General features: G+C 70.6%; 12 protein-coding genes. 9 read left to right on the top strand and 3 right to left on the bottom strand.

Annotation, left to right across the window (positions count from 1 at the left end; translation table 11 throughout):
- The first annotated feature begins 36 nt into the window (after positions 1–36).
- Entirely contained in the window at positions 37–1,224 is a 1,188-nt protein-coding gene (locus MLE43_RS08575) for a type II secretion system F family protein (protein WP_243303237.1), read from the top strand.
- Positions 1,225–1,354: 130 nt separating this feature from the next.
- Here MLE43_RS08575 and MLE43_RS08570 read toward each other — a convergent pair whose 3' ends face one another.
- From MLE43_RS08570 to MLE43_RS08560, 3 genes are read right to left on the bottom strand one after another with little or no spacing between them, the layout of a single operon-like run.
- Entirely contained in the window at positions 1,355–2,494 is a 1,140-nt protein-coding gene (locus tag MLE43_RS08570) for a murein hydrolase activator EnvC family protein (RefSeq protein ID WP_243303236.1), read from the bottom strand.
- A 3-nt stretch (positions 2,495–2,497) separates the two neighbouring features.
- Positions 2,498–3,241, bottom strand: a complete 744-nt coding sequence (locus tag MLE43_RS08565; protein WP_243303234.1) for a hypothetical protein — start codon at positions 3,239–3,241, stop codon at positions 2,498–2,500.
- Between the two features lie 52 nt (positions 3,242–3,293).
- Positions 3,294–3,713, bottom strand: a complete 420-nt coding sequence (locus MLE43_RS08560) for an arginine repressor (protein ID WP_243303231.1) — start codon at positions 3,711–3,713, stop codon at positions 3,294–3,296.
- A gap of 148 nt (positions 3,714–3,861) precedes the next feature.
- Here MLE43_RS08560 and MLE43_RS08555 point away from each other — a divergent pair, with 148 nt between their 5' ends.
- From MLE43_RS08555 to argC, 8 genes are read left to right on the top strand one after another with little or no spacing between them, the layout of a single operon-like run.
- Positions 3,862–5,004, top strand: a complete 1,143-nt coding sequence (locus tag MLE43_RS08555; RefSeq protein ID WP_243303229.1) for an aspartate aminotransferase family protein — start codon at positions 3,862–3,864, stop codon at positions 5,002–5,004.
- Positions 5,005–5,018: 14 nt separating this feature from the next.
- Positions 5,019–6,008 carry an N-acetylornithine carbamoyltransferase gene (locus MLE43_RS08550; protein WP_243303227.1) on the top strand — a complete coding sequence of 330 codons (990 nt, stop codon included), beginning with the start codon at positions 5,019–5,021 and terminating at the stop codon, positions 6,006–6,008.
- Between the two features lie 26 nt (positions 6,009–6,034).
- The gene (gene argB, locus MLE43_RS08545; RefSeq protein WP_243303226.1) at positions 6,035–6,961 is read left to right on the top strand and encodes an acetylglutamate kinase; all 927 of its coding nucleotides are present in this window, start codon (positions 6,035–6,037) and stop codon (positions 6,959–6,961) included.
- Positions 6,958–8,025, top strand: coding sequence for a M20/M25/M40 family metallo-hydrolase (locus MLE43_RS08540; protein ID WP_243303225.1), 1,068 nt, complete (start codon positions 6,958–6,960; stop codon positions 8,023–8,025). Before argB ends, MLE43_RS08540 begins: the two co-directional genes overlap by 4 nt.
- Complete coding sequence (gene argH / locus MLE43_RS08535; RefSeq protein WP_243303224.1) at positions 8,015–9,373, top strand: argininosuccinate lyase; 1,359 nt, start codon at positions 8,015–8,017, stop codon at positions 9,371–9,373. The genes MLE43_RS08540 and argH overlap by 11 nt, the downstream gene beginning before the upstream one ends.
- A gap of 40 nt (positions 9,374–9,413) precedes the next feature.
- A complete protein-coding gene (gene argG / locus MLE43_RS08530; protein WP_243303223.1) occupies positions 9,414–10,601 on the top strand; it encodes an argininosuccinate synthase in 1,188 nt (395 codons plus the stop codon).
- A gap of 14 nt (positions 10,602–10,615) precedes the next feature.
- Entirely contained in the window at positions 10,616–11,668 is a 1,053-nt protein-coding gene (locus MLE43_RS08525) for a hypothetical protein (RefSeq protein ID WP_243303222.1), read from the top strand.
- The gene (argC, locus tag MLE43_RS08520) at positions 11,665–12,663 is read left to right on the top strand and encodes an N-acetyl-gamma-glutamyl-phosphate reductase (RefSeq protein ID WP_243303221.1); all 999 of its coding nucleotides are present in this window, start codon (positions 11,665–11,667) and stop codon (positions 12,661–12,663) included. The genes MLE43_RS08525 and argC overlap by 4 nt, the downstream gene beginning before the upstream one ends.
- Positions 12,664–12,687 lie beyond the last annotated feature (24 nt).

The raw sequence follows: 12,687 nt of genomic DNA, 5'->3' as shown, positions 1-12,687 counted from the left end.
CCCCCTTTCCCGTTATCCTCAAGCTTCCAGGTGCCCATGCGATTCACAGTCCGGCTCACCCATTCCAACGGCGAGGTCCTCGTTCGCGACTTCGAGGCGGAGAGTGTCGAGGCGCTGCGGACCCGAGTCCTGGCCGAAGGCGGGTTCCCCCTGGAGATCACCCGCACCGACACGGCCTTCAGCAGCCGGGCGCAGCTGAAGACCGAATCCCTGGTGCTCTTCAACCAGGAGCTGCTGGCCCTGCTCAAGGCCGGCATCCCCCTGCTGCAGTCCCTGGAACTGCTGGTGGGCCACGGCAAGGATCCCCAGCTGCGCCGCAGCCTGGGCCAGGTGGTGGAGCTGGTGCGCGAGGGCATGTCCTTTTCGGATGCCATGGAACAGGCCGGAACCTTCCCGGCGATCTACCGCAGCAATGTCGTGGCGGGTGAACGCAGCGGCACCCTCCCCGACGTGCTGGCCCGCTGGCTGTCCTTCCAGAAATTCGCCCAGACCAGCCGCCGCCGCATCATCGAAGCCCTCTTCTATCCCGCCTTCCTGGTGATGGTGCTGATCCTCGCCCTCGGCGTGATCTTCAACGTGGTGCTGCCCCGCTTCGCGGAGTTCTACGCCGGCGGCGACATCGAGATGCCCCTGTTCACGCGGATCCTGCTGGGCATGGGCAAGGTGGTCAGCTCCACGATCTGGCTCCAGGGCCTCGTCCTCGTCGGCCTCGGCGTCCTCGCCCGCTGGATGGCGGCTTCCGAGGCCGGCCGCAAGCTGGCCGAGCGCCTGCTGCTGACGGTGCCCAAGGTCGGCACCCTCTACCGCATGTACCACTCCAGCGTCTTCTCGCGCACCCTGGGCGTGCTGCTGTCCGGCGGCCTGCCCGTGGTCCAGGCCCTCGAGGTCGTGCAGCGGACCAGCCCCAGCGAGCGCATGAAGGGGGGCCTGACCACCGTCACGGAGAAGGTGCGCGCCGGCAGCAGCCTGCACCTGGCCCTGGAACAGGCGAAGATCCTGGACCCCCTGGCCGTCGAGATGGTGCGCGTGGGCGAGCAGAGCAGCGCCCTGCCCGAAATGCTCGACCACGTGGCCGACTTCTTCGATCAGGAAGTGGAGAAGGCCACCACGGCCGTCACCAGCCTCATCGGCCCCATCCTGATCCTCTTCATGGGCGTGGTCGTCCTCGCCCTCCTGCTGGCCATCTACGTGCCGCTCTTCAACGCCAGCAACGTGGTGCGCTGAATATCCTTCGGGGGTTCCCCCGGCGACGCATGCGTCGCCGGGATCTGATGGGCACGCTCCGCTTCGCTGCGCGAACACCCCCGGGCCCCCGCGCAGATCCACGGCAGAGCCGGGGATCCGCTTTCTCAGCCTAGCGATACCGATTCTTCAGCCACTTCTGCGGATCCTGGGGCTGGGCCTGGTGGCGGATCTCGAAGCCGAGGCGGGGGCCGTCCACGGTGTCGCCCACGGCGCCCACGGCCTCACCCGCCTTGAGCACCTGGCCCTTGGCCACCTGGAGCCCCAGCAGGTGGGTGTAGAGGGTGAACCAGCCGCCGCCATGCTCGAGGATCACCATGGGTCCGTAGCTCTGGTAGTAGTCCGCGTAGACCACCTTGCCATCCGCCACCGCCGCGACGGGCGCGCCCGTGGCGGCCGCGATGAGCAGGCCGCTCTGCACCGTCTTGGTGTGGAAGCGCGGGTGCAGGTGCTCACCGAACCCCTGGGCCAGCGTTCCGTCGACGGGCTGCGGCAGGCTCCCATGCAGCGTCGCGAACCCCACGGCGGCCTCGAAGACCTCGCCCTTGGGCTGGACCAGCAGGCCGGCCAGGAGGCGCTCGAGCTGCACCGCCTCTTCCGCCAGCTCCGCCTGCACCTGCTTCTGGGCGGACTCATCCTTCTGGAGGCCGTCCAGGAACCCGTTGAGCTTCTCCTCCTGGAGGCGCAGCGCAGCCTGGAGCTGGGCAGCGTCCCGCTCCTCGCTGGCCAGCCGCGCGAGCACCTCCTTCAGGGCCTTCTCCTTGGTGGCGAGATCGCCCTGGAGGCGGTGGATCTGGTCGAGGCGCTTCCGCTCCTGCAGCCGCGCCCAGGCCAGCACGCGGCCCCGCTCCAGCCAGGCGTCCAGATCCTTGAAGGTGGCGTAGAGGCCGAAGTCGCCCCAGGGACCCAGTGCCTGCATCCAGCGCACCTGCCGGCGGAGGTCGGCCTGGAGCTTCAGCACTTCGCCCTGGATGCGGGCCTGCTCGCGGCCGATGACCTGGACCTCGCTCTGGGCCTGGTCCCGCCGCAACCGGGCGCCCTCCACCTGGGCCTTCGCCCGGTCCCGTTGCAGGGAAATGCCCTGGAGGTCCACCAGCACGCCTTTGCGCCGCTTCTTCAGGGCCGCGAGCTGCTGGTCCACCTGGCCCAGGCGCCCCTGGATGGCCGCGAGTTTCTGGCGGAGTTCGCCCGGATCCTGGGCCGACTGGCCCAGGAGGATCACCGGGAGGAGGAAGCCCAGGCCGCGGCGCACCGGCTACTTCCGACCACCACCCGTGGGAAGCAGCATCGCCAGGGCCCCCAGCACCAGGGGCCCGCCGATCGACAGCGGCAGGGCCAGCGGCGAGAAGGGATCCGAGGGCAGCTGGGCCATGGGCAGCAGGCGGACGAAGACCTCCAGCACCTTCACCTGCCCCGCGCTCCAGCCCAGGTCCTGCCCGAAGTCCAGGAAGAAGCTCAGGCGCGGCCCCAGCTCCCGGAGCAGCAGGGTGAGCAGCAGCGCCAGGCCGGCGCTGGACTTCAGCAGGCGCGACAGCAGCACCGCCCACAGCAGCATCTGGAGGCCCAGCAGGAGGCCGTGCAGGTCCGCCCGCAGCAGCTCCGGGGGCCAGGCCTGGCCGACGAGGCGCCAGCTCAGCGCCCACACGGGGATCAGCGCCACCTGGGAGAGGAAGAGTCCATGGGCGAAGCCCAGGCCCGTGCCGGCGAAGAAGCCTTTGAGCCGCTCGCCCCGGGCCGCGGCGGCCGTCCACTGGCTCACGGGCCCGAAGGCCCCCAACAGCACCACGAGCGACACCAGCCAGTACATGACCCCCTGGAGGCTGCCCAGGGCGTAGTCCCGCAGCGAATCCGCGCCCAGGGGCACCTGGGTGCCGAAGACGACGATCTGCGAGCCCTCCGCGCCCTGCTGGCCCCGGACCCCCATGAGCATCAGCCCGGCGAAGAACAGGCAGACCAGGGTCCAGCCGATGCGCAGCTTCGAACTACCGAAACGGTCCATGAGGGGCTCCTGGCGGGTACCAGGTAAGTCTACAGGCTGGCACCCGGAGACCCTACCTCCCCGCCGCCATCCGCGCCAGGTGCGCCTTCACCTCGGCCAGGCGCTCGGGCAGGACCGCCACGAACACCGTGTCGTCCCCGGCGAGGGTGCCCACCTGGCCCGGGATCGGGTCGGCATCGAGGCTGAGGCCCAGGGCCTGGGCAAACCCCGGGGCCGTGCGCAGGACCAGCAGGTTGGGCGGCGCCTCGGTGATGGTGATGTCGGGCAGGATCTGGGCGGAGCCCTCCACCCGGCGGTAGCGCCCCTGGACCTTCTGCACCCCCAGGCGCTTGAGGCGTCGGGACAGGGTGGACTGGGTGAGTTCGTGGCCTTCGGCGGACAGCCGCTCCAGCAGGTCGGTCTGATCCGCGATGGGGTGGGCCTCCAGCAGCCGGAGGATGAGCTGATCCAAGTCCATGCATGGATGTTGCATGAAATTGCATGAATTCGCAAGCCAATCACACGGCCGTTCCGCAAAAGTCGTGAAATAGTTCTTGCTTCCAAGCATTCGATCTGTGCATATTATGCAAACGATTGCATGGTTATGCATCCCCATGCGCGCATATGCACAGGATTCCCGCATGCCTTCCACGCCCGCCGTTCCCGCCCTGCTGCCCACCTACGCCCCCTACCCCTTCCCGTTGGTGAAGGGCGAAGGCGACCGGGTCTTCGACGACCGCGGCCAGGCCTGGTGGGACTTCTACGGGGGCCACTGCGTGTGCGCCACGGGCCACAGCCACCCCAAGGTGGTGAAGGCCGTGGCGGACCAGGCCGCCTCGCTGCTCTTCTACTCCGCCGCCGCGGCCCTGCCCGTGCGGGATGCCGCCGCCGCGACGATCACGGCCTTCTCCGGCATGGACTCGGTCTTCTTCTGCAACAGCGGGGCCGAGGCCAACGAGAACGCCCTGAAGGTGGCGCTGCTGCTCACGGGCCGGAAGACGCTCGGCGCCTTCGAGGGCGGCTGGCACGGCCGGACCACGCTCGCCCTCTCCGTGACGGACGATCCCAAGATCACCCAGCCCTTCGCGGACAGCCTCACCCCCTGCCTGCGCCTGCCCTTCGGCGACCTCGCGGCCCTCGACGCGGCGGACTTCTCGGGCGTGGCCGGCGTCATCCTCGAGCCCATCCAGAGCATGGCCGGCATCAAGACCGCCTCGAAGGAGTGGTTCCAGGCCCTGCGCGCCAAGTGCGACGCCACCGGCACCCTGCTCATCTTCGACGAGATCCAGACGGGCATGGGCCGCCTGGGCACGCCCTTCGCCTCCCAGTTCTACGGCGTGCGGCCCGACCTCATGACCTCCGCCAAGGGCCTGGCCTCCGGCGTGCCCATGGGCGCCCTGCTCATGACCGCCGCCGTGGCCTCGAAGCTCAAGGGCGGCGACCTCGGCAGCACCTTCGGCGGCGGCCCCCTGGCCTGCGCGGCCCTGCTCGCCACGGTGGACGTCATCGAATCGGAGGGGCTGATGACACAGGCTTCCGAAGCCGCGGCGCGACTCCGGAAGGAATTGAAGGGATCGGTCGTCGAGGCCATCCAGGGCGAGGGCCTCCTCCTAGGCCTCCGCACACCCCACGCCGCCGCCCTCAAGAAGCACCTCATGGCGCAGCACATCCTCCTGGGCGGCTCCGGCGATCCCCAGGTGCTGCGCCTCATGCCGCCCCTCAATGTCAGCGACGCCGCCCTCACCGCCCTCGTCGCCGCCATCCACGCCTTCGCCAAGCCCTGACTCCGGGAGCCGACATGAAGCACTTCACCCGCATCGCCGACCTGGGCCCCGAGGGCGTCCAGCAGATCCTGGCCAAGGCCGCCGCCTGGAAGAAGCAGCGCCCCGGCGCCATCTTCGCGGACCGCATCCTGGGCATGGTCTTCTTCAACCCCAGCCTGCGCACCCGGGCCAGCTTCGAGGCGGCCATGCTGCGCCACGGCGGCCACGCCATCGTGCTCGAAGTGGGCGCCGGCACCTGGAAGCTGGAGGACCGGGACGGCGCCGTGATGGACCAGGACCGCGCCGAGCACGTGCGCGAGGGCGTGCCCGTGCTGGGCCGCTACGTGGACGCCCTGGCGGTGCGGACCTTCTCCCACGGCGATGGGGACGCCATCGATGAGCTGGATCCCGTCATCAACGCCTTCCGGCGCTTCTCCACCGTGCCCGTGCTGAGCATGGAGAGCGCCCGGGAGCATCCCCACCAGGGCCTGGCGGACCTGCTCACCATCCAGGAGGCCCATGGCAGCACCAAGGTGCCCGTGACCCTCACCTGGGCGCCCCACATGAAGCCCCTGCCCAAGGCCGTGCCCAACTCCTTCCTGCTGACCGCCGCGGCCTGCGGTGCGGAGATCCGCGTGGCCCACCCCAAGGGCTACGAGCTGGCGCCGGAAGTCCGGGCCGAGGCCGAGAAGTACGCGGCGGCCACCGGTGGGAAGGTCGTCTACACCACGGACCAGGATGCCGCCCTGGAGGGCAGTGCGGCCGTCTACGCCAAGGCCTGGGGCCCCTCCACGACGTCGGGCCTGGAGGCCGCGCCCATGGCCGACCTGGGCGCCTGGATGCCCACCGCCGCCCACATGCAGAAGGCCGCCAAGGAGGCGATCTTCACCCACTGCCTCCCCGTGCGCCGGAACCTGGAGGTCCACGACAGCGTCCTCGACGGTCCCTGGAGCCGCGTGGTGGACGAGGCCGAGAACCGCTTCCACGTGCAGCGGGCCACCATCGATCACCTTCTGAACGATTGACCTTCCGTCCGATCCTGGAGTCACTGATGCCGCTCTCCCCCAATCCCTACGCCGCCCTCAAGGAAGCCTCCCGGTATGTCCGCCTGTTCCGCGGCAAGACCTTCGTGGTGAAGGTGGGCGGCGAAGTCATCGCCGAGCCCAAGATCCGCAAGGCCCTCTGCGAGCAGATCGCCCTGCTGTGGTCCTTCTCCATCAAGGTGGTGGTGGTGCATGGCGGCGGTGCCGAGCTGGACGCCGTCTGCGAGGCCATGAACATCCCTGTGCAGAAGGTGGCGGGGCGGCGGGTGACGAGTCCCGAGGTGCTGGACGCCGCCAAGATGGTCTTCGCGGGCCAGGTGCACATGGACCTGCTGGCGGAGCTGCAGGCCGCGGGCGTGCCCGCCGTGGGCCTCACGGGGCTGGACGCCGGCCTGCTCAAGGCCACCAAGCGGCCGCCGGTGCCCGTCGTGCCGGACGGCGCCACCGAGCCCCAGCTGGTGGATTTCGGCCTGGTGGGCGACATCGACACCGTGGATCCCCACGTGCTGAGCCACCTGCTGGACGGCGGCTTCGTGCCTGTGGTGGCGCCGCTCTCCGGCGGAGAGGACGGCGCCATCTACAACACCAATGCCGACACCATCGCCGCCAGCCTGGCCGAGGCCCTGCACGCCGAGAAGCTGTTCTTCCTGCTGTCGGTGCCGGGCCTGCTGAAGGATGTGGCCAAGTCCTCCTCGCTGATCCCCCACGCCACCCTGGAGGAGCTCGCCGCCTTCGAGGCCAAGGGCGTCATCAGCGGCGGCATGCGCCCCAAGGTGGCGGCGGTGAGGGCGGCCCTCCAGGGCGGCGTGTTCAGCGCCCACCTGGTGAGCGGCATCGCCCCCGACGCCCTGCTGGCGGAGATCTTCACCAATGAGGGCAGCGGGACGATGATCGTGTCGGGCGCCGCCGCGCCCACCGCAGGGACCAAGCCATGAGCCCAGCCGAGCTGCTCACGCTCCTGGTCGGCACGCCCAGCGTGTCCGGCGAAGAGGGCCCCCTCGCGGACCTGGTGCAGAACCTCGTCTCCGCCCAGGGTTTCGAGGTCCAGCGCCAGGGCCACAACCTCTGGTTCACCTTCGGGAAGAAGGGTGGACCGCGGCTCCTGCTCAACTCCCACCTGGACACCGTACCTCCCAGCAGCGGCTGGGAGGGCGACCCCTTCACGCCGGTCTGGCACGGCTCGCGGCTCCAGGGCCTGGGCGCCAACGATGCCAAGGGCTGCGTGACCGCCATCCTTCTCGCCGCGTTCGACCTGGTCTCGCAGCCCCTCGACGGCGAAGTCGTCGTGGCCCTCACCGCCGAGGAGGAGACCGGCGGCCAGGGCATCGCCACCATCCTCGACCAGCTGGGCCCCCTGGACGGCGCCGTGGTGGGCGAGCCCACGGGCCTGCGCGTCTGCGCGGCCCAGCGGGGCATGCTCCTGCTGAAGTGCACGGCCCGGGGCCAGAGCGGCCATGTGGCCAATGCCCAGATGCTGGGCGCCGAGAACGCCATCCACAAGGCCGCCCGGGACATCGCCAAGATCGCGGCCATGGAGTTCCCGGCCCACCCGCTCCTGGGCAGCCAGAAGGCCCAGGTCACGCAGATCAGCGGCGGCCTGCGCCGCAACCAGGTGCCGGACGCCTGCGAGTTCTTCATCGACCTCCGCACGGGCCCGGACCAGGACCACGACGCCCTGTGTGCCGACTTCCAGCGGCAGCTGGAGAGCGAGGTCGCCATCCACTCCCAGCGCTACCTCCCCAAAGGCACGGATCCCGGCCACGCCATCGTCCGGGCCGCCCTCCAGGCCGCCAAGAAGGCGGGCCCCGTGGGCTCGGGCACCACCTCGGACTGGGCCTTCCTCGGCGGCATCCCGGCCGTGAAGGTGGGCCCCGGCGACACCTTCCGCAGCCACAGCCCCAACGAGTACCTGACCATCCAGGAACTCGAGGCGGGGGCGGACTTCTATGCCAAGCTCGTTCCCGCGTTCTTCAAGATGCAGGTGCCGCATGAGGCCTGAAGCCACCACCCTCTGGGCCAAGGATGTCCCGCTCGACGCGGCCATCCACCGCTTCACCGTGGGCGAAGACCCCGAGACCGACCTGGCCCTCCTGGCCTGGGACGCCCTGGGCAGCGCCGCCCACGCCCGGATGCTGGCCGCCACGGGCCTCATCCCCGAGGCGGACGCCGTCTCGCTCGTCCGCGGCCTTCGGCGCATCGCCAATCTGGCCAAGCAGGGCGCCTTCCCCATCCCGCCCCACATGGAGGACGGCCACACCGCCATCGAGGCCGACCTCATGCGGAACCTGGGCCCCGTGGGCGGCCGCATCCATCTGGGCCGTTCGCGCAACGACCAGGTGATCCTGGCCCTGCGCCTCTACCTCCGCAACGCCCTGGTGGTCCTGGGCCTGCGGGTGGCGGACCTGGCCGAGGGCTTCCTGGCCTTCGCCAAGGCGCACCAGGACACGCCCCTGCCGGGCTACACCCACCTGCGCCGCGCCATGCCCAGCACCTTCGGCCTCTGGGCCACGGCCTTCGCCGAAGGCCTGCTGGAGGAACTGGAGGCCCTGCAGGGCGTGTACGGCCGCCTGGACCGCTGCCCGCTGGGCTCCGCCGCCGGTTTCGGCGTGCCCCTGCCCATCGACCGGGAACTCACCGCGAAGCTACTGGGCTTCTCGAAGGTCCAGCGCAGCCCCATCGACGTGCAGAACAGCCGGGGCCGCCACGAGACCGCCGTACTCCAGTGGGCCGCCTCCGTGGGCGGGGTGCTGGAGAAGTTCCTGTGGGATGTCTCGCTCTACAGCACCGAGGAGTTCGGCTTCCTCAAGCTGCCGGATGCCTTCACCACCGGGTCGAGCATCATGCCCCAGAAGAAGAATCCGGATGTGGTGGAGCTCGCGCGCGGCCGCTGCCGCGAGCTGCGCGGCGCCGCCGGCCTCGTGGAGCAGGTCGCCTCGGGCCTGCCCTCCAGCTACCACCGGGACTTCCAGCTGCTGAAGCAGCCGCTGATCACCGCCCTGCGGCATGCCGACGACCTCTTCACCGTGCTGCGGCCCCTGCTGCCCGCCCTCCAGGTGAAGGCCGAAGCGGCCGCCGCGGCCTCCAGCGACGAGCTCTACGCCGCCCACCAGGCCTATGTCCTCGTGCAGGGCGGCATGCCCTTCCGCGAGGCCTACCGCAAGGTCGCCCAGCAGATCCAGGACGGCACCTTCGCCCCGGACCGGGCGGCCCTCACCGCCACCCACCTGGGCGGCGCCGGCAACCTGGCCCTGGACACCCTCGCCGCCGACCTCGCCGCCGCCCGCGGCTGGATCGAGGCCAGGCAGCAGGCCCATGCCCAGGCGGAGGCTGCGCTGTGGGCGAACTGAGGCACGGCTCCCCTGATGTTTCTCTCTTGAAAGGTCTCCCATGAGCCAGCTCGCCGTTCTCGCCTTCTCGGGCGGCCTCGACACCTCCTTCTGCGTGCTCTACCTCAAGGAGCAGGGCTACGACGTGGCCACGGTCACGGTGAACACGGGGGGCTTTTCGCCGGAGGAGCTGGCCCGCATCGAGGCCGCCTCGCCCAAGCTGGGCGCCGTGAGCCACACCACGGTGGACGCCCGGGCCGGGCTCTTCGACGGCTACCTGCGCTACCTGGTCTACGGCAATGTGCTGCGGGGCCAGATGTACCCGCTGTCGGTGTCGGCCGAACGCGTCTGCCAGGCCCGGGCCGTGGCGGAGCTGGCCAAGGACATGGGCGCCGCCGCCATCGCCCACGGCTCCACCGGCGCCGGCAACGACCAGGTGCGCTTCGATGTGGCCTTCCGGGCCCTGGCGCCGGACCTCCAGATCCTCACGCCCATCCGGGACCTGGCCCTCTCCCGGGCCGAGGAGATGGCCTACTGCGCCGACCGCGGCGTGATCTTCCCCCCCAAGACCAAGGACTACTCCATCAACGAGGGCATGTGGGGCACCAGCGTGGGCGGCCGGGAGACCCTCGACCCCTGGACCACCCTGCCCGAGGCCGCCTTCCCCGGTGGCGTCATCGGCAGCCTGCCGCCCAAGTCGCTGGTCATCGGCTTCGAGGCGGGCGTGCCCGTCTCCCTGGACGGCAACAGCATGGATCCGGTCACCCTCGTCGCCCAGCTCAATGCCGTGGGCCGGCCCTACGGCCTCGGCCGGGGCGTGCACCTGGGCGATACCATCCTGGGCATCAAGGGCCGCGTGGGCTTCGAGGCCCCGGCCGCGCACCTGCTCATCGGCGCCCACCGGGAGCTGGAGAAGCTGGTGCTCAGCGGCAAGCAGCTCTTCTGGAAGGAGAGCCTCGGCAACCTCTACGGCTCGCTCCTCCACGAGGGCCACTTCTTCGATCCCCTGGCCCGGGACCTGGAGGCCTTCCTGGCGTCCAGCCAGGATCGCGTGACCGGCGAGGTGCGCCTCACCCTGCACCCCCGGGCCTTCGTGGTGGAGGGCGTCCAGTCGCCCTACTCCCTGATGGATCCCCGCATCGCCACCTACGGCGAAGCCAACAAGCTCTGGACCGGCGCCGAAGCGGCGGGCTTCGCGAAGGTCTTCGGCGTCCAGCAGACCCTCACCCTCAAGGCCAAGTCGAACTGATTTCGAGGTCCCCCATGCGCATCCACGTCGACAAGCTCGCCTCGGTCACCCGCAACCTGCGGCTGAGCCGGACCCTCACCCTCGGGCCGGAGATCCTGCTGGAGGAGGGCTCGGTCATCGCCTGCCGCATCCGGGGCGAGAAGACCACCTACAACCAGCTGGAGGACCCCTACGGGCGCATGAGCACCCTGCACGACGGGGACATCCTCGTGGGCGCCCTGGGCCACCGCAACGCCCTCCAGGGCTATGAGGGCGTCATGCCCGAGTCCCTGAAGCCCGGCGACACGGTGAACCTCCTCAACATGGGCGGCGTCCTCGGCAAGTGCCTCTCCCACAACCCGGACGTGGGCAAGCCCTTCGAGCTGGAAGTGCTGGGCCAGGTGCTGGTGTTCCCCGAGTTCCAGTCCCGGGCCGGCCAGCCGGCGCACATCCGCATGGGCGCGCTCAAGGGCACGGGCCTCTCCGCCCACTGCCCCGTGGTCTATGTGGCGGGCACCTGCATGAACGCGGGCAAGACCGCCGCGGCCTGCGCCACCATCCGCCAGCTCAGCCGCGCGGGCTACCGCGTGGGCGCCTGCAAGCTCACGGGCGTGTCGCTCATGCGCGATGCCCTGGCCATGCGGGACTACGGCGCCGAAGTCGCCCTGGACTTCACGGACGCCGGCTGCGTCTGCACGGACGCGGGCAGCGCCGCCACCATGTCGCGCATCATCTTCTCGGAGCTGGCCACGCACGGCGTGGACGTCATCGTGGCGGAGACCGGGGACGGCATCATGGGCGAGTACGGCGTCCAGGCCATCCTCGCGGACCCGGACCTGCAAGCCCTGGGCGGCGCCTTCCTCCTCTGCGCCAACGATCCCGTGGGCGCGGCGGGCGGTGTCCAGTACCTGAAATCCGCCTTCGGCATCCAGACGGATCTGGTGGCCGGCCCCGCCACGGACAACCGCGTGGGCGAGCGGTTCGTGGCCACCCTGGGCCTCCCCGCCCGCAACGCCCGGGCCGACGCCGAGGCCCTCGGCAAGTTCGTGCTGGGACTGGTCGAATCCAAGATCGCGGCCAGGGCATGAGCAAGGTCGACGTCGTCATCCTCGGCGCTTCCGGCTACGGTGGAGGCGAGCTGCTGCGGTGGCTCGCGAACCATCCGGCAGTGAAGTCCCTGCGCGGCACCGCGCGGACCCACGCGGGCAAGCCCTTCCACGCCCAGCACCCGAACCTGCGGGGCCTGGTGGACGGCGCCTTCGAGGCCGCTCCGGATTGGGCCGCCCTGGCCGACAGCGCCTTCCCCGTGGTGTTCTCCGCCCTGCCGCACGGCGAGCTGGCGAAGCTGTGGCCGGAATGCCAGACGGAGTGGGCGCGCCTGGGCCTCGCCGGCCGGATCACGGTCATCGACCTCTCCACGGACTTCCGGCTGGATCCCGCCTGGGTCTACGGGCTGGTGGACTGGAAGCCCGAGCGCATGAAGGGCGCGACCCGCATCGCCAATCCCGGCTGCTTCGCCACGGCCCTGCAGCTGGCCCTGCTGCCGCTGGCCGCGTGGAAGCCCGCCTTCGTGGCCGTCACCGCCGCCACGGGATCCAGCGGATCCGGCGCCGCGCCCAGCGACACCACCCACCACCCGACGCGGGCCACCGACTTCCGCGCCTACAAGATGCTGAGCCACCAGCACGAGGCCGAGGTGCTGCGCACCCTGGCCGCGGAGGGCTGGGAGGCGCCCCTCAGCTTCGTGCCGCAGAGCGCGCCCATGGTGCGGGGGATCTTCGCCACGGCTCAGTTCCCGCTGCCCGCGGGGATGGATGCGGCCGCGCTCAAGGCCCACTTCGAAGCCTTCTATCGGGGCCGCTTCTTCGTCCGGATCGTGGACGGATCGCCCCGCGTGGCGGCCACCACGGGCAGCGCCTTCGCGGACATCGGGGTGGCGGCCCGGCACGGCCACGGCGCCGTCATGGTCGCCCTGGACAACCTGGGCAAGGGCATGGCCGCCCAGGCCGTGCAGAACCTGAACCTGGCCCTGGGACTGCCGGAGTGGACCGGACTGAAGATGGCCGGCGGCTATCCCGGCTGAGCCATCGAGGACGCCTAGATCGCT

It is taken from the genome of Geothrix oryzisoli (assembly GCF_022808865.1).
Taxonomy (GTDB): domain Bacteria; phylum Acidobacteriota; class Holophagae; order Holophagales; family Holophagaceae; genus Geothrix; species Geothrix oryzisoli.
The sequence above is the reverse complement of the archived record's forward strand: the minus strand, read 5'-3'. Positions and strand labels throughout refer to the sequence as shown.